The sequence below is a fragment of the Flavobacterium sp. DSP2-3-1 genome, from assembly GCF_049896865.1.
GTDB lineage: Bacteria > Bacteroidota > Bacteroidia > Flavobacteriales > Flavobacteriaceae > Flavobacterium.
In genome coordinates this window covers 237,264-255,585 of sequence record NZ_JAFCVD010000006.1, presented here as the reverse complement: position 1 = coordinate 255,585, position 18,322 = coordinate 237,264, and the positions used below count along the sequence as shown (strand labels likewise).

15 protein-coding genes and 1 pseudogene are annotated in these 18,322 nt (G+C 35.6%); 7 read left to right on the top strand and 9 right to left on the bottom strand.

Annotated elements, in window-relative coordinates; genetic code table 11:
- Window positions 1–284 precede the first annotated feature (284 nt).
- From ACP7AT_RS09160 to ACP7AT_RS09125, 8 genes are all read right to left on the bottom strand, one after another.
- Window positions 285–839, bottom strand: coding sequence for a DUF6155 family protein (locus tag ACP7AT_RS09160; RefSeq protein ID WP_426064030.1), 555 nt, complete (start codon window positions 837–839; stop codon window positions 285–287).
- Window positions 840–1,446: 607 nt separating this feature from the next.
- Window positions 1,447–2,067 carry an MAE_28990/MAE_18760 family HEPN-like nuclease gene (locus tag ACP7AT_RS09155; RefSeq protein WP_426064029.1) on the bottom strand — a complete coding sequence of 207 codons (621 nt, stop codon included), beginning with the start codon at window positions 2,065–2,067 and terminating at the stop codon, window positions 1,447–1,449.
- 3 nt (window positions 2,068–2,070) lie between these two features.
- A complete protein-coding gene (locus tag ACP7AT_RS09150; protein ID WP_426064028.1) occupies window positions 2,071–3,126 on the bottom strand; it encodes a DUF262 domain-containing protein in 1,056 nt (351 codons plus the stop codon).
- 167 nt (window positions 3,127–3,293) lie between these two features.
- Window positions 3,294–3,830: a hypothetical protein gene (locus ACP7AT_RS09145; protein WP_426064027.1), complete on the bottom strand. Its 537-nt coding sequence runs from the start codon at window positions 3,828–3,830 to the stop codon at window positions 3,294–3,296.
- A 161-nt stretch (window positions 3,831–3,991) separates the two neighbouring features.
- Window positions 3,992–4,411 (bottom strand): tyrosine-type recombinase/integrase, encoded by a 420-nt coding sequence (locus tag ACP7AT_RS09140; protein WP_426064026.1) that lies wholly within the window; start codon window positions 4,409–4,411, stop codon window positions 3,992–3,994.
- 9 nt (window positions 4,412–4,420) lie between these two features.
- Window positions 4,421–4,591 carry a hypothetical protein gene (locus tag ACP7AT_RS09135; RefSeq protein WP_426064025.1) on the bottom strand — a complete coding sequence of 57 codons (171 nt, stop codon included), beginning with the start codon at window positions 4,589–4,591 and terminating at the stop codon, window positions 4,421–4,423.
- Window positions 4,592–4,692: 101 nt separating this feature from the next.
- On the bottom strand, window positions 4,693–4,929 hold the full coding sequence (locus ACP7AT_RS09130) for a GIY-YIG nuclease family protein (RefSeq protein ID WP_426064024.1): 237 nt from the start codon (window positions 4,927–4,929) through the stop codon (window positions 4,693–4,695).
- 457 nt (window positions 4,930–5,386) lie between these two features.
- On the bottom strand, window positions 5,387–6,169 hold the full coding sequence (locus ACP7AT_RS09125; RefSeq protein ID WP_426064023.1) for an XRE family transcriptional regulator: 783 nt from the start codon (window positions 6,167–6,169) through the stop codon (window positions 5,387–5,389).
- An 89-nt stretch (window positions 6,170–6,258) separates the two neighbouring features.
- On the opposite strand from ACP7AT_RS09125, the gene dinB reads away from it, so the two are divergent.
- The 4 genes from dinB (at window position 6,259) to ACP7AT_RS09105 (ending at window position 12,664) form a co-directional block, all read left to right on the top strand.
- Window positions 6,259–7,440 (top strand): DNA polymerase IV, encoded by a 1,182-nt coding sequence (gene dinB, locus ACP7AT_RS09120; RefSeq protein WP_426064022.1) that lies wholly within the window; start codon window positions 6,259–6,261, stop codon window positions 7,438–7,440.
- Window positions 7,441–7,443: 3 nt separating this feature from the next.
- Complete coding sequence (locus ACP7AT_RS09115; protein WP_426064021.1) at window positions 7,444–10,521, top strand: DNA polymerase III subunit alpha; 3,078 nt, start codon at window positions 7,444–7,446, stop codon at window positions 10,519–10,521.
- A gap of 73 nt (window positions 10,522–10,594) precedes the next feature.
- Window positions 10,595–11,977 (top strand): exonuclease domain-containing protein, encoded by a 1,383-nt coding sequence (locus ACP7AT_RS09110; RefSeq protein ID WP_426064020.1) that lies wholly within the window; start codon window positions 10,595–10,597, stop codon window positions 11,975–11,977.
- A 237-nt stretch (window positions 11,978–12,214) separates the two neighbouring features.
- A complete protein-coding gene (locus ACP7AT_RS09105) occupies window positions 12,215–12,664 on the top strand; it encodes a DUF1810 domain-containing protein (RefSeq protein ID WP_426064019.1) in 450 nt (149 codons plus the stop codon).
- A gap of 370 nt (window positions 12,665–13,034) precedes the next feature.
- Here the strand turns inward: ACP7AT_RS09105 and ACP7AT_RS09100 are convergent.
- Window positions 13,035–13,809 (bottom strand): annotated as a pseudogene (locus tag ACP7AT_RS09100) (IS982 family transposase); the annotation flags it as partial.
- An 86-nt stretch (window positions 13,810–13,895) separates the two neighbouring features.
- On the opposite strand from ACP7AT_RS09100, the gene ACP7AT_RS09095 reads away from it, so the two are divergent.
- From ACP7AT_RS09095 to ACP7AT_RS09085, 3 genes are all read left to right on the top strand, one after another.
- Window positions 13,896–14,573, top strand: a complete 678-nt coding sequence (locus ACP7AT_RS09095; RefSeq protein ID WP_426064018.1) for a response regulator transcription factor — start codon at window positions 13,896–13,898, stop codon at window positions 14,571–14,573.
- On the top strand, window positions 14,566–15,834 hold the full coding sequence (locus ACP7AT_RS09090; protein ID WP_426064017.1) for a sensor histidine kinase: 1,269 nt from the start codon (window positions 14,566–14,568) through the stop codon (window positions 15,832–15,834). Before ACP7AT_RS09095 ends, ACP7AT_RS09090 begins: the two co-directional genes overlap by 8 nt.
- Before the next feature lie 73 nt (window positions 15,835–15,907).
- Entirely contained in the window at window positions 15,908–18,319 is a 2,412-nt protein-coding gene (locus tag ACP7AT_RS09085; RefSeq protein ID WP_426064016.1) for an outer membrane beta-barrel protein, read from the top strand.
- Window positions 18,320–18,322 lie beyond the last annotated feature (3 nt).

The window sequence follows — 18,322 nt, the reverse complement described above, 5'->3', positions numbered from 1 at the left end:
GCAACTTGTTAAGTAGAAAAAAAGTCCACCTATTAAAATAAATCCGATAATAGTATATGTCATTTTCATTGATGTAATTCTGTTGTTGGTTTTGCAACGGTTGCTTGTAACGTCCCGCTAGTAGGCGATGGTCGGGCTAAATAAAGCAAATTATTCGGATTATCACACTATTTCCAAGTACAAAACCATTTTCATTTTAGCCTAATTCCCGACTATTGCTTACTAGCTGTTATAGCCAGTGGTTCTTTTAGTCATTGTCCACCATGTTTAATTATTTTTTCTTTTTATTCTGTTTCGTTTTGTTCGTCTTCAAAATATTGTTCGTCTTCAGTTGGATAGAAGGAAACCCAAACTTCCACTAAATAGTCGTGAAAGCCCCAGCCAATTCCGCCTGTGTCGTCAACAACTTTATCAACTCGGTCTTCAAATTTCGCCAAAAGATTTTCTTTGTCCATTAAGGTTAAACTGTCGAAGAAAGTGGACGCCAAACTCTTGTAAAACGGCTCGTTTATGTCGCCATAGTCATTTGTAAATTTCACTCCAGTTTCCACGTAAAAAAGCATTAGGTCAGCGAGTAAATCAGCCGAAGTTCCCATTTTTTTGAAGTCGCTGATTGCTTGTTTTCCGTCTTTGAGTTTGTAGTTGTTACCACGCTTTGGATATAACGCTTCAAAAATTTTGTCACGGTATTTCTCAAAAAGTTCTCTTTCGTTTGGATTTACATAAAAGTCGAAAAACTCTTTAACGGACTTGTTATTTTTATACAGGTCAGCAATAAGGTCAATTAGTTTGTCCTTGTCGAGTTTTTTTAGTTCTTTTTTTATATCTGTCAGTCCCATGCTTCTTTATTGTTACGATCGTCCCACCATTGGCTATAACGTACCGGCCGCTTGGCGAAGGGAAAAAAGGCCTTGACGGTGTCAAGATTTGGCCTTTTTTTCTTTCGCCAAGCGGCCTGTTGGGGGAAGTTACTGATTTTTCAGTAATGGAGTTGGCGGTACTACTCCAATATTTTTCAATTCAATTATTTTAATGAAACTATTATTTATTGCGCTTAGCAAGCCTGCTAGGCGAAGTCAATAATAGGGTTTTTGGGCTCTATTTTTTTAGGATTTAAAGTTTTCAAAAAAAAAGGTCTTGACTTTGTCATTTTTTTTAGATAACTTAGCCAAGTCTTTACGTTGTCAAACGTTTGAAAGTGAACTTTATACGATTCTAATCGAAAGACTTGAAGCGAAATTCCTTTCCCTTTTAAATCCAAAAAATATCCCGAAAATTCATTGTGCAAATAACGGGTAGGACTCGCCAATTTCGCCCAACGTTTTGCTGCTTTGAGATGGCTGGAAGTTCGTAACCGCTCAATTTTCGGCTTAACGAAAACTTGATGCGAAACAATAATTCCACTAAATTCCAGCTAGCTCAAAACAGCTGTTATGCCCTCGTGCTTTATTTTTTGTAAGTACCTTCTCTTTCGTTTTGTTCAATATTAATTGCAATATCCAACATTAAATTTTCAACTGTCGCTATAAATTCTGTAACATGTGTCATGTTAACTGAAATTGAATTTTCACCATGAGCTATTTTGTTGCGAAATAGTAATAGTTTGTTAAGTTTTTGTTCATATCCTTCTGAGACTTTGTCTATGCAAAAGCGTTCTAAGATTTTATTTAAGACTTTAAAATTTACGTTTGATTCTGTTGGTACATTTGGTTTTATTACAACAATTTCAGTTAAAAGAGAATCTAATAAAAGAACCATTCTTTGTTTTGAGTCAAAGTTTATTCTCGGACTATTAAAATCACATTCGCTGTCTAATTGGTGTGTCAGTAATGGCATTGCAATTTCCGAACGTCCAATCGACAACGTGTTTAAATGATTAGAGTAAATAATAAAACTACTTTTCACAAAACCTTCCCAAATTGCATAAATTCCAGGAACACTGTATTTTATTTGTAATTCTTTATGCTCAGGACTAAAACTATATCTAATAGGTATACTTTTTAGAGTTGCAAGTTGCGATACCCTCCAATCAATATCAGCCAATATCTCATCTATAAATGTTACCATGGTTTATTTACCAAATATTTCGTCAGCAACCGCTATTCTCTTCATTATTCTACTTTTACTTGCAGATGCTGAACCAGATGCTTTCTTGAAATTTTCAGAAGCTTTTAATTCATTAATTTTTTCTATGATTACATCTGTTCGTTCTTCTTTGTAACGATTAAGATACTTTGATATTCCAATAGTAACACAATCAAATAAACTAGTGGAAAAAACATTATTTGAACCTCTAAACACTTCTTTTCCGATTGGTGAAAGTATACTTAAACTCTCTATAAAAGCTTTTTCTAGTGTTGGAATATTTTCTGGTTTTGAAACAGCAATTTTCATGTATGCTGTCATGTGTTGTGAAATGTTATCTGATAATTCCTCCTTATAGTCAAAAAGTGAACAAAATCTTAAAACAAGTTCGTCCATATATAATTGATCTAGCTGTCTTTCCGTTGGTTGAATTATAGATATAAATTCGGGCATTTCAGCACATCGTCTGAGAAAACTATTAAAATCTTTACTGACGCCTCTAAAAATAGCATTTCGTATTTCTTGGTCGGTAAGTTCTGAACCACCAGTGTTAAGTCTATTAAAGAGTTCGTAGCGCATGTCAAATGCACTATTCCACTTTATTATTTCAACTCTACAAGAAGCTCTCTTAATATTTAACTGAAATTTTAAAGGTAGATCTTTACATGCTAAATTTTCTAAATCTACAGCAATATCACCTTTAGTCATTATCCAATTATTTTTGTCTGGAAGAGATCTCAAGATACCAAAGAAAGAAAATATAGTTGATATTCTTTGTAATCCATCTACAAGTTCCCATCTACCTAATTCATCTTCTGCTACAAAAATGGGAGGCACTGGAATTCCAATTAAAATTGATTCAACAAACCTTGTTTTTTGGTAAGTGTCCCAGCGAAATAATCTTTGAAAATCTGGATCAATAATTATTTCTGAACGTTCATACATACTCATGATTTCTCCAAAAGACATGTCTAATCTGTCTGTCGACAAACTATTTCTAGTTTCTTCTAATTTTGATTCTAATTGTTTAATTTTATCCATGGTTATTGTTTTCTTTTAGCATGAGGCATAACGTTCTCGCGCTACAAGCAGTTTGGGATTAAATCAGCGTTATTTTTCGGATTTGCCAAATCTTCCAAATACAAACCAATTTTTCCATTAAGCCAAATCCCCAAATTGCTTGTAGCGTGTGTTGGCGGTTCGGTTGTTTATACCCACTTACTTCTTTTAATTTTCCATTCTTTCCAAAATTCTAAATATCCATTTCGTTCAAATTCATCTTCAGGGATTGTTTTTTCTCCACTTTCTATATAAAAATGTTCTACTTTATCTACAAATTTCAAGACTTCAGATTTATAAAAATCAAAATTTATTAAAGTTTCTTTCCCACTTTCGGTTCTGAGTTTTACACATCCATTTTCGTGAATAACTTCCCAATCAATTCCACTTGGACAACCTCCAACATAAACTTCTTTCGTATCTTCTGTAAAAACTAAAAAATGACCACAACAGGGGATTAAGTGTTCTCCAACTTGGTTTTCTTTTGTGTGATTTCTTTCTAAAGTTCTCAATAAAAATAAAGCAGTTGCGCTTATTGTCCAATCTTCATCTTCTTTAATTCCCGCAATTAGTTCGTCTCCAATTATAACTTTCACATTTCCGTGTGCACACAAATCGGCATTAATGTCTTCTTTAAATAGCCAATGCATTTCATTAATTTCAATTGAAAACTTAGTTGCGTTCATTTAGATATTTTAGAATTCAAGTATTTTTCTACGTAAGTTCGGTTTCAACTGACCGCCAACTTGTATATACTCGCTACAAAGTAGCGACAATCTACCCAATTTAGGATGTATAGTCGCTACGGAGTAGCGTATTTTCATCAAATGTATAAATAATATTTTTATTACAAATCATCAAAAGAACTTTTTATTTGTTGGATACTTTTTATACTTACGTGGGTATATATTTCGGTCGTTTTGCTGCTATTGTGTCCCAATAATTCTTGAATGTATCTCAAATCGGTTCCGCTTTCAAGTAAATGAGTAGCATAACTGTGGCGTAACCAGTGCAAAGTAACGGGTTTTCTGATTCCTGATTTTTGTATGGCTTGTTTTAAAACTTGTTGTAAGCTTCTATCATCATAGGGCTTTCCTTTGATTTGTCCTTCAAATAAATACGTTGTGGGTTTAAATACTTTATAATACTCCCGTAGCATTTCTAAAATTTTTGGACTCAATGGGACTATCCTGTCTTTTTTGCCTTTTGAATTTTTAAGCAATACAATATTCCGCATCGAATCTATGTGAACGGGCTGGAGAGCCAATAATTCCCCTCAACGCAGGCCACAACTATAAATCAATGAAAGCATTATTTTATGTTTGATGTTACTATGAGCGTTTAATATCAATTTTATTTCTTCTTTGCTTAATACATTGGGCAAAAGTTTAGCTCGTTTTGGTCGGTGTATTTTATCTATTTCAATTTTGGTTTCTCTTACTGTCATAAAAAAAAGTTTTATAGCATTGACCCCGTAAGATAAAAAAATAGTTGCAATCTATTTTTAAGATATATTTTCCCATTCCCGGATTTTAAATATTTCTCTCTTCACGTAGCATCTTGTTGATTTAAACATTCTTCAAAATAAATTAATTTTATAGGCAATCTATATTTTGTAGACTGAACTTTACTTGATTGATATTCATTAAGCCTATATTTTAAATCAGAAGTATAGCCAGTGTAAAATTGATTGTCTTTCTCACTAAGCAAAACATAGACATAATAATACATAAGTTCAATTTTTTTATCCAACGAGGTGAACAATTTGATTCTGGTATGAGTCATAGAGAATTTTTGAGAGTATAAAATCATCGTTGAGATTATAACATCTTCATCATTGATTTCAGCAACGGCTTTTTCTCAATAGAAGATCAAGAACGATTTCAAAGCTTCATTACAGTTACCAATGGTACTTTCACTGTAACGCTTAGAACGAAGCCATTGCTTAAATTTTTCGACTTTATTATTCCTTTAAGCATAGCAGCGAATTTGCCAAAGGTTCTATTTTAAAGCGTTCTCTGTTTTCAGTTGTATCCGGAATGTGCCACACTGTTTTTTGCTGACTCCATCTCGCTCCCTCTATTTGTTTTACCTGCCTGCCTGCCTGCCGGCAGGCAGGTACGTTCGATTAAATCAGCCTTTTTTTTCAAAGTAAACTGCAATTCTACTTTCGTTTCTATGCTTTCTCAATTTTGCTGTCCAGTTCATAAAGTGCATTTTTGTCATTTGTAGAATAATTTTTTTATTGTATCGTTTGTTTATTAATACCTAATTTCAAATCTTTAATCTCTCTTTTCAACTCCAAAAACATGTCGGTCACACTTGCCGTTTCCGTTAATTCCTGTTTTTTATCTGTGAGTCCAATGTTGCACACGTATTCCCAAATTTCAAGAATGTCGGAAACCTTGACTTCATAAACCGGATAAAAACTATTGTCTGATTCCACAAACAGTATATTCTTTTTGTTTTTATTCAATCGCTTGTATACCATACCTTCATTTTTGGTGATCAGTATATAGGTCTTACCATCATTGACGTCTCCTAACTTTTCAATATACCGCCCAACGATTATGGAACCATCTGCATGTGGTGGCATCGAATCTCCTTCCACCGGAAAACCCCTGTGCTTGCCCGAGCCCAAAAATGGCAATGAAATCTGTTGCAGACTTTCAATATATTCCGGATCGGCATACCCATTCAAATACCCGGCTTTTACTTTTTGCGTAACGACTTCAATAAAATTATCTCCGGCTGAATCCACTGTAATAGGCAATAATATTCTATTATCCTCAAGTTTCAACAAATTGTCCAAAGGAATTTTCCTCACATCCACAGATAGCAATAGGTCAATGCTGATGTGATAGTAATGCGCTATTTTCTTCAGTATTTCATACGGGGCTTCCGAGGTTCCGTCTTCATATTTGACATACCTGCCCCTGGTTATTGCTAACGATTCAGCCAGCTTTTCTTGTGAAATCTTTTGTTGCACCCTAAGGTTCCTGATGTTGTCGGAAAATAAAGACATAGGTATTTTGTTATAATTTGTAACAACAAATATAGGTAAATTTGTTATTATCTGTACTAATTTTGTAAAGTATAAAAAACGAAAAGAAGATGGAAAGAGCAATTGTACACATGGATTTGGATACTTTTTTTGTGTCCTGCGAAAGACTGGGAAATTCAAAACTGGAAGGAATCCCTTTAATTATTGGTGGCGGGGATCGTGGCGTAGTGGCTTCTTGTTCGTATGAAGCCCGTACCTTCGGAGTGCGTTCCGCCATGCCTATTAAAATGGCACTCCGCCTCTGCCCTCAGGCAAAAGTGATGAAAGGTGATATGGAATTGTACTCCAAATTATCGCATGACGTAACCGAAGTGATCCAACTAAAAGCACCTATTGTAGAAAAGGCAAGCATCGATGAATTTTACCTTGATATTACTGGAATGGATAAATTTTATGGGGGTTACAAATGGACCAACGAACTGGCACAATCCGTTACCAGAGAAACAGGATTACCAATAAGCTTTGCTTTATCGATAAACAAAACCGTTTCAAAAATTGGTACAGGTGAAGCCAAACCCAAAGGAAACTTAGAAATACCCGAAAATAAAGTACGGTCTTTCTTAAATCCGCTTTCGATTCAAAAAATACCAATGGTGGGCGATGTTACTTTTCAGCTGTTATCCCGAATTGGAATCCGTACCATTCAGACGCTTTCAGAAATGCCTGCCGAAGTTTTACAACGAATGATCGGTAAAAATGGCATCGACATTTGGAAGAAAGCCAATGGCATCGATACCAATCCAGTGGAACCGTATACCGAACGGAAATCCATTTCAACGGAACATACTTTTAGTCAGGATACCATTGACATTCCAAAACTAAAATCAATACTGATTGGAATGGTCGAAAAACTGGCCTTTCAGTTGCGCTCCGAAGAATGGCTGACTTCCACTGTGGTCATTAAAATACGGTATTCCAATTTTGATACTGAAACCAAACAATGCAAAGTCCCCTATACCTCAGCCGATCACATGCTGACTAAATCCGTTACCGATTTATTTGATAAAGTTTACCAGCGTCGAATGCGACTGCGATTAATCGGAATTCGTTTCAGTGGACTCGTTCGTGGAACCTATCAAATCAATTTATTTGAGGACACCGAAGAAATGCTGTCGTTGTATCAAGCCATGGACAAAATGAAAAGCCGGTATGGCTTTGATGCCGTAATGCGTTGTGCCGGCGCAACATTTAAACCCAATAACAAATCCGAGATTTTAAAACGCAAAATATAACTCATGTACCTCAACTGTCATTCTTTTCATTCGCTGCGCTACGGCACTATTCCGCTGTTGGATCTCATACAGCAGGCGGTTGGTTGTGGTGTTAAGACAATGGCATTAACGGATATTAATACGGTTACCGGTATCTATGATTTTACAAAAGCATGCCACGAGCTTGGGATAAAACCAATAGTGGGTATCGAATTTCGCTACAACCATCAACTGCGTTATATCGGTTTGGCTAAAAATGCCGATGGGCTCGCCGAAATGAACCGCTTTCTGACCAAACATAATTTTGAGGGTATTTCTTTGCCTTTGACTGCTCCTTCCTTTAATTCCGTCTGCATTATTTATCCTTTTGAAAATAAGCCAGCAGAACTAAAAGATCATGAATATATAGGCATTGCTCCGGATCAGCTTCCCAAATTATTTTTACCGGAATGGAAAGCTTTGCTTGACAAAATGGTGGTTTTACAATCCGTCACTTTCCGTACCAAAAGAGAATTCAATCTGCATAAAATTCTTCGAGCTATCGATACCAATGTGATCTTGTCCAAATTGACTTTGGACGATTATTGCAAAACATCTGAAGTAATGATTCCTGTGGAGGAACTGCTTTCGAAATTTGAGGAGTATCCGCAAATTATCGAAAACACGCAAAAGTTGATGGATCAATGTCATTTTGAATTCGACTTCAAAACACCCAAAAACAAAAAGTACTATTCCGAAAGCAGGGAAAGCGACATGCAGCTTTTGACGAAGTTGGCTCACGAAGGATTAATCAAAAAATACGGTGCCAATAATTTGCAGGCAACAGCAAGAGTGGAAAAAGAATTAAAGGTGATTGATCAGCTTGCATTCAGTGGCTATTTCCTGATCACGTGGGACATCATTAGATACAGCATGAGTCAGGGCTTTTTGCATATCGGTCGGGGCAGCGGCGCCAACAGTATCGTGAGTTATTGCTTAGGCATCACGGACATCTGCCCTATTGAACTGGATTTGTATTTTGAGCGTTTCCTCAATGTGAACCGCAAAAGTCCACCTGATTTTGACATTGACTGGTCCTGGAAAGAACGCGATACCATTCTCCGATACATTTTTGATACTTACGGTGCGGATCACGTTGCTTTCTGCGGAACCAATGTGGAATTTAAATACCGCTCTATCTTCAGGGAAGTGGGTAAAGTTTTTGGTTTGCCCAAAGAAGAATTGGATGCATTGGCTAAAAACCCAATGGCGTTACATGATAAAAACCCAATAGTAAAGTTAGTACAGGAATACGGGATGTTGCTCGAAAAATACCCCAATCAACGCAGCATGCACTCATGTGGCATATTGATCTCAGAAGAACCCATTACCAATTATACGCCTTTGGAAATGCCTCCAAAAGGGTTTCCAATCGTATTGTTCGACATGCACATTGCCGAAGACATCGGCTTTGAAAAATTTGACATCCTGAGTCAGCGCGGAATTGGTCACATCGATGACAGTGTGAAATTGATTGAAAAAAATCAGGGAATTAAAGTCGATATCCGGGATACTGCTATATCAAAAAATGAGGTTAAAGCCAATCACTTTTTAAGCCATGGAAAAACTATTGGATGCTTTTATATCGAAAGCCCGGCCATGCGCGGCTTATTGCGCCGTCTGAAATGCGATAACTACAAAACTCTGGTAGCAGCCTCCTCCATTATCCGCCCGGGTGTGGCCCAATCCGGTATGATGAAAGAATATATTTTCAGGCACAACCATCCCGATAAGTTTGAATATTTTCATGACGTTTTTAAAGAACAGTTAGGCGAAACTTATGGGGTGATGGTCTATCAGGAAGACGTAATAAAAATTGCCTTACATTATGCAGGACTTCCGGCAGCTGATGGAGATATTCTGCGTCGGGCCATGAGTGGAAAAGGACGCTCCAAAGATGCTTTGCAAAAAGTCAAAGACAATTACTTTGCCTGCTGTGCGCAAAAAGGACATCCGCTTAAGTTGAGTGAAGAAATATACCGACAAATTGAATCCTTTGCCGGCTACTCGTTCTGTAAAGCGCACTCTGCCTCTTATGCTGTCGAGAGTTACCAAAGCTTGTATTTAAAAGTCTACTACCCTATTGAATTCATGGTTGCCGTGATCAATAATCAGGGTGGTTTTTATCGTACCGAAGTGTACGTACATGAAGCCAAAATGTCGGGTGCAACCATTCAGAATCCTTGTGTAAACAAGAGCGAGTATGAAACTACGGTATATGGCATCGACGTTTATTTGGGTTTCATGCTTCTGGAAGGTTTGGAAAGTAAAGTAGCGCATGGTATTGTTAAAGAACGGGAGGAACAAGGCGAATTCAAATCATTGGAAGATTTCATCAACCGCATTCCCATCGGTATTGAAGGCATACAAATTTTGATTTTTATCGCAGCCTTCCGCTTTACCGGAAAAACAAAAAACCAATTGCTGGTGATTGCCAGACTGATCTTAGTCAATTTCAAACCCGAAAATAGAAACTTGATGCTGCTTCAGGAACCAATCAAAGAATATGAACTCCCTATACTCGAACGCTCCCCTTTTGAAGATGCTTTTGATGAAATCGAACTGCTGAGTTTTCCGGTTTCCTGTACTCCTTTCGATTTGTTGCAGACCAAATATCGGGGGGATGTAATGGCAAAAGACTTATTGAGTCACCATAAAAAAACGGTAAAGATGCTCGCGTATCTCATTTCCAGAAAGCACGTTCCTACCAAAATGGGAACCATGTATTTTGGAACTTGGGTAGATATAGAGGGCGAATATTTCGATACGGCACATTTTACAAAAAGTCTGGAAAAATATCCGTTCCAAGGCGGTGGCTGTTATTTGCTTTTAGGAACTGTGGAGGTAGACTATCATTTTCCCACGATCACGGTTACCAAAATGGCAAAAATGCCGTTCCTCCCCGATCCGCGGTATTCCAACACTTCTGATAGGCAATATAAAGTTCATGAACAAATTCGGGAAGATGTCAGCATGACCCATCGGGCACCGTATCCACAGGAACATGAGATTAATCTGCCGAGGCATAAAATGGAGGTGGGTGCAAAAAAAGAGTCGGTTTGACCTTTTTAGGAAGAAATATAATTGCTTTAATCTTTTACACAAGAATAACAATACAATTCACGTTATATACCAAATGAAAAAACAGGAATACGCAATAGTAGATATAGAAACCACAGGCGGTAATGCCAGTAACAGTCGCATTACAGAAATTGCCATTGTTATTCATAACGGAACCAGCGTAATCGACCGCTGGGAAACACTCGTCAACCCAGAAAAAGAAATACCGCTTGCCATTTTTTCGCTAACCGGCATTAACAATGAAATGGTTCGGGATGCACCTATTTTTGATACTATTTCCGAAAAGGTTTTAGAAATGCTTACCGGACGCATTTTCGTTGCCCATAATGTCAACTTTGATTATTCGTTTGTTCGGCACCAACTCGAAGCAAGCGGATTCAAATGGACCGCGCCAAAATTGTGCACCGTTCGCGCAGCAAGAAAGATTAAGTCAGGATTGGCTTCGTACAGCTTGGGAAGGCTTTGCCAATCCTTAGACATCCCTTTGATAAACCAACACCGTGCCGGCGGTGATGCGGATGCCACAGCCATATTATTTTCCCGTCTGCTGGAATGGGACATTGAAGGAGTAATCGAAAAAATGATAAAAAAAACTGCTCAAGACCAGCGCTTACCTCCTAACCTACCGCCTGCTGACTTTGAGCAGTTACCTGAAAAAGTAGGTGTGTATTATTTTTATGATCAGACAAGGAAAGTCATTTACGTAGGAAAGGCAATTAACTTAAAGAAACGGGTAGCCTCCCATTTCAGTGGCCATAATATCACGCCACAAAGGCAAAATTTCCTGAGAGAAATACACAGTATTTCCTTTGAAGTCTGTGCTACCGAATTAATGGCGCTGTTGCTGGAATGTACTGAAATTAAGAAACTGTGGCCTACCTACAACAGGGCACTCAAACGTTTTGACCCTAAGTATGGGCTGTATGAATATGAAGCCCGCAGCGGTTATCGATACCTGGCTATTGGAAAGTTAGGCAAATTTCAGGCCTGCATAGAGTCTTTCAATAGTTTGTATAAAGGCATCAATGTATTGCGAAGCTTATCCGAACAATTTGGCATTGATAACCGATTTTGTAATTACGGCATGGACGACCACGGAGAATTTATCCCAAAACCAGACCGGGACAATTTACCCGAAGTCGAACTACACAACGAGCAAGTCGAAAATGCCATTGATTTTTTAGTCAAAAACAGGCCAAGCTTTGCCATTATAGACAAAGGCCGGACTGCTGAAGAACGCAGTTGCATTTGGATTGAAAACGGTCACTTTTATGGCATGGGATATATTGCATCGGATATTGGTTTTAACGATCCCTCTGAAATAAAAGATCATGTTACTTCATACAAAAGCAACCAATACAGTGTGGATTTAATCCTTGCTTATGCTGAGAAATATCCCGGCAAAGTCCGTTTTAAACTATCCGAGGATGCATCATAATTCATTTCAATTGCATCTAAATATTTACATCAGGTAGTTATAGCATCAGTATGTTTTGGCGAAACTCGCAGGTTCCGACTAAGTCTTAAATTCCTGTACAATCTTCTTCGCAGATCAATTTATTTTCAAGTAGATGTTGAAACTACACTCACAAATTTTTAATAAACACCTTGGATGAGGCATACATAATGAAGTATCTTAGGTATTCGATTTTCCAATGGCAAACAAAATAAACAAATGACTACCAACACCGAATTAATCCGTTTCTTGGAAGCACAAAATCAAGTGTACCTGAAAGCACTTTCAGAACTAAAAAAAGGCAAAAAAAACACTCATTGGATGTGGTACATCTTTCCCCAATTAAAAGGATTGGGTTCCAGTGAAACCGCACATTTTTATGGTATAAAAGATTGGAATGAAGCTATTGAGTATTTACAACATCCTGTTTTGGGACAACACCTGATTGAAATTTCTTTAGTTGTACTTCAACTTGAGGGAAAAACAGCTTCAGAAATATTTGGAACTCCAGACGATTTAAAATTACGCTCCTGCATGACATTATTTGCGACAATAAAAAATGCCAACCCAGTATTTGCTAAGGTTTTGGAAAAATATTTTAACAGCATACCGGATGAACGTACGCTACAATTGCTAAACAAGACCAAGTTATTATCCAAAACCAGTTAACCATCTGTTTTATCCTCTGAAAAAAATATTCTTTTAAAGAAAAATATTATCAGTCCGGTACATACTAATGGTAGGGATGCAACTATTGCTCAATCAATTGCCTCAATCTGATATTTCTTAATATCAGATTTTATTTTGTGAAAAATGATACGATTTTAAATACAGTTTTAATATAAAACGGACTAAAAGCAAGCTAAGGTCATGTCTCATGGATGCTGCGAGCGCATAATGGCTATGTTGCACTGGTAACCTTTCGAAACTTATAGCTCTGGACATCCATAAGCCTAATACTACTTGCTTTCTTTTTTCAGTTTTTTATTTTCAAACTATTTTTTTGAGTGGTACGGGTACAGAGACAGGAATTGAAATATTAATAACTCGTTAGGTGTGATCGAATGATTTGATTTTTGATATTATTTATTGGTCGATCAAAAATAAATTTAGTGATATATTTCACCAATTTTAATGCTGTTATTTTTGCTGAAATTCTTGTTTTATAACCTTCAAAAGTTTAAAATAATTGATTCTAATTCTGAATTGGTTACGTAATTGCGAAAACAATGTTTCGATTCTTTTCCGTGATTTTGTAAAAATATGAGAGTGCGGTTTATAGTCATTTTTATTTTTTCTGTTGGGAGTTTCTCATTTGATATTTACCGTTTGAAACAAATCTAATGGAATGCTTTGAGACTAGTGACCTCTGACTCCAAGCAACAGACATTCAGACATTTGTTGTTTTATTTTTTTTTTAAAATAGACATCATGAACGGCTGCTTTTGTACTATTAAAGAAATGAAAAAATCCCTTTACTGAAAAAACTCCATGCAGTTTATATCCGTAAAATCTGTTCTTTTGAGAAGCACAAAATTCTTTTGAAGGTACAGTTTCAAACTCATTTTTACAGATTTTAATTTTCCCATGACGAACAAATTTGCAAATTTACAACGGCATATTTTCGACAATATAATAATTTTTAAATTCTAAAAACCGTCAGCTAATTTGGTTCTTACTTCTTCTGAGAATAAAAACAATTTTTGTCTTCTTTTATTAAACTGACTTCGCATAATTAAATTAGGAATTTGTCGCTTATCAATCTTTTTGAATAGAAAATTCTCACTATCAACAGCTATAAATTCAGTTGTTAAATTTATTGATGCAGATGTCAATTACACAATAATAATTTAATTTCGAAATTCAATTTTCATTCAAATTTGAATCATTACTTTGCAGTATGAAAATTTTAATCATTGAAGACGAAATTGATATTGCCAGCAGCATAAAAAGTTATTTAAAAGCTAATGATATTCATTGTGAAACCGCAAGCACCTACCAAACGGCGCTGGACAAAATAACTATCTATGATTATGATTGCATTTTAGTCGATCTAATGCTTCCTGATGGTGATGGGTTTTCGATTTTAAAGGAATTGAAAAGTCTAAATAAATCAGAGGGAATTATTATAATTTCGGCAAAAGAAACGTTAGAGACCAAAATCGAGGGATTCAATCTTGGAGCAGATGATTATTTGACAAAACCCTTTCATCTGTCAGAGCTGTTGGTAAGAATCCAGGCTTTGGTAAGACGTAAAAAATTCGACGGAAATAATAAAATTGAATTTAATGAAATTGAAATTGATACTTTAGCAAAATCGGTTAAAATTGGAGATAAGAAAATTGAATGTACCAAAAAAGAAATTGATTTGTTGTTGTTTCTAATTGGGAATAAAAACAAGGTTTTGTCTAAAAGTGCCATAGCTGAACACCTGTCGGGTGACATGGCGGATATGCTGGACAATCATGATTTTGTTTATGCCCACATCAAGAATTTGAAAAAAAAACTAAACGATGCCGGAAGCAATGATTACATAAAATCAGTTTACGGAATTGGTTACAAATGGAACAATGAATAAAAAATTATTACATACTACTCTAAAATACTATGTTTTATTTTCTTTAATAGTGATGCTTTCAGCAGCGCCATTATTTTTTTATATAACTCAATTACTGTATCTACATGAAACAGATGAAGCTTTACTACTTCAAAAAGAAGAATTTGAGCTGTTGTTTGCGCCGCAGTTAAAAGACAAGGATGTTGCTGTTTGGAATAAGTGGAATAGGGATATAAAAATAGTCAAAGTTCAAAAAATAATTTCTGGAGACACGCTATTTAGCCATAGTTCTTATAATAATTTGGATAAAGAAAACGAACCCTATCGGGTGCTCAATGCTCCAGTTACAATTAATAATAAGCCCTACCTTTTTACTGCCAGAATAAACCTAGTTGACAATAAGGATTTTATTATCAGTATTTTAATGGTGTTTACCATCATTATTTTAATTCTTCTGATTGGTTTATTCATCATTACCAGAAAATTGTCTATCACGCTTTGGAAACCATTTTATGACACTCTCGAACAAATAGAGAAATTTGAAATTGACAAAAGTTCCAATCCAAAATTAGCTGAAAATTCTATTGAGGAATTCAATCGACTCAATCTGGCAATAAATAAATTAATTGAAAGAAACACACGCATTTATAAAAGCCAAAAAGAATTTATTGAGAACGCGGCTCATGAACTGCAAACACCAATTGCTATTTTTAAAGGAAAATTGGAAACATTAATGCAAAGAGACGATGTAACGGAAGAACAATTTGATATACTGGACAAATTAAATGATACAACGACAAGGCTCAACCGATTGAATAAAAACCTTTTGCTTTTATCAAAAATAGAAAGCAAGCACTATAACATTCCTGAAAAGGTTCTTTTTAATAAGGTTATCACAAATCAATTAGATTTTTTTAACGAACAGGCATTATCAAAAAATATAAGTATCAACACAGATTTAGAAGCGGATACATTCGTTCAAACGAACATGTTTTTGTCTGAAATCTTGATCAGTAATTTGTTTCTGAATGCAATTAATCATAATGCTGCTAATGGAACCATAAATGTTGTATTGCGTGAGAATTCTTTAGTTTTTTCCAATACAGGAATATCAAAGTCACTCGTAACAGATAAATTGTTTGAACGTTTTTCCAAAGTAAATCCATCCTCGAAAGGGAACGGTTTGGGCTTATCAATAATTAATAAAATTGTAGAGAACAACAATTGGGAAATTATTTACAGTTACAAAGATAAATTACACATTTTTGAAATTCGATTCTAAAATTCAATATTTCTTCAAACTCCGATCGCAATTTTGTTGTTTAAATTTTAAATAAAGAATAAAAATCAAGACAATGCAAAAAAAAATAATACTGTTACTTTCATTTCTAATATTATCAATTTCAAATTCATTCGGACAAAGCAAAGGCATCACAATATCGGGAATTACAAAAGATAAAACCTCAAAAGAGACTTTAGCATTTGTAAATGTCCTTTTGAAAAACACAAAAGACAACGTTTTGCTTGCTGGAACTGTTACTAACGAAGAGGGAAGGTTTTCATTTTCGAATGTTGTTCCCGGAAATTACTTTCTAGAGTTTACATTTATTGGATACAAGGCAAAAAACCAAGCTATTTATGTAGGTTCATTATCAGAATTTCTAGATGAGGGAAGCATTGAATTAGAAGAAGATGCTACTATTTTAAATGAAGTAGTTGTCGTTTCAAAGACAGAACTTATCAATCAGAAAATGGATAAGAAAACCTTCTCTGTGGCAGATAATATCAGTCAGAGTGGTGGTTCTGTTTTGCAAACAATGCAAAATTTGCCCGGTGTTTCCGTGCAAGACGGGAAAGTACAAATTAGAGGCAATGATAAAGTCACAGTATTAATTGATGGGAAACAAACCGCATTAACAGGATTTGGAAATCAATCGGGCTTAGATAATATACCCGCATCTGCGATAGAAAAAATTGAGATCATCAACAATCCTTCTGCGAAATACGATGCCAACGGAAACGCTGGAATTATCAATATTATTTACAAGAAAAATAAAAAAGAGGGATTTAACGGGAAAGTGGGTTTTACCTCTGGATTGGGTGCGCTGTGGGAAAGAAAGGAAAATTTACCAACTATTCGTCCGCAATACTCATTAACACCAAAAATTAATCCGACACTTTCACTTAATTATCGTAAAAATAAAATTAATGCTTTTTTTCAGGGTGATTATCTTTATACTGAAACGCTCAATAAAAATGAGTTTGTAACGCGAACCTACACTGATGGAACTATTATTAATCAACAATCCAAAAGAAATCGGAATACGCATTTCACTACTTTAAAAACTGGAATTGACTGGAATATTAACGACCGAAATTCACTTACTGTTTCGGGTCTGTTTGGAACCGAAAAAATCATTGATAACGGAGACCAGCCCTTTTTCAATGAAAATTATTCGAAACGATTACGATTGTGGCAATTTTTGGAAGATGAATTAAAAACTACTGCTATGGCTACTGCGGCATACCAGCACAAGTTTAAAGAAGCAGGACGTTTGTTAAATATTGGTTTCAATTATACTTTCCACAGAGAAGATGAAAAATATTTTTTTGATAATATTCTGCCAACCTACACCGGAAAAGATGCTTTCAAATTGTTATCAGATGAGAAAGTAGCCGACTTCAATGTTGATTATATCAAACCCTTAAAATACGGAAGATTTGAAACCGGTTTTAAATTCAGAAAAAGGGATATTCCAACCAATATGCAGTTCTTTCCCGGAGCAAATTCTCCAATAGATAGCGGTGCTGGCGGACAAGCATTTTACAAAGAAATTATTCCGGCAGTATATGGAAATTATATTTTTGAAAACAATAAAATTGAGGCAGAACTGGGTTTGCGAGTAGAATATGTCGATTTGCAATACAATGTCAATCCCAATCATAATACATATAAAAGCGACGGTTACAGCTATACCCAACCTTTCCCAAATGTGCGATTGGCATACAAAATTAATGACAACAATAAAATATCTTTATTTTACAATCGTAGAGTAGACAGACCAAATGAAGTCGATATTAGAATATTTCCAAAATACGATGATGCAGAAATCATCAAGGTTGGGAATCCTGCCCTTCGGCCGCAGTTCACCAATTTATTGGAACTGGGTTATAAAATGAACTTAAAAAAAGGATATTTCTATTCGGCAGCGTACCACCGTTTTGCAAATGCCACTATCACCCGAATTTCATCAACGGTCCCAGACAGCAATTTAATCTATGCTATTTTCCAAAATGCAGATAAAAGCTTCAATACAGGGAGTGAAATGGTTCTTTCGCTCGATATCGCAAAATGGTACTCATTCAACTTTAATTTAATTGCCTATCACAATCAAATCAATGCTTTTACTGTTGAAAATAAGTATCCAAAACCCAATACTTTTTCAGCGGAGAAACAAGAAATTTTCTCTGGAAATATAAAGTGGAACAATACATTGCATTTATCTAAAAAAGTAGATGCTCAAGTAACGGCAATTTATTTAGCACCGGATATCATTCCGCAAGGCAAAATAAGCTCTAGATTTTCAATTGATTTAGGTATTAAAAAATCAGTCCAAAATGGCAAGGGAGAATTCTTCCTGAATGCAACCGACATTTTAAATACATTAGTAATCAGGAAACAAATTCAAGGTCTGAATTTTAATTATAACAGTACTGACTATTATGAAACGCAAGTGGTTCGATTAGGTTACAATTATAAATTTTAACAT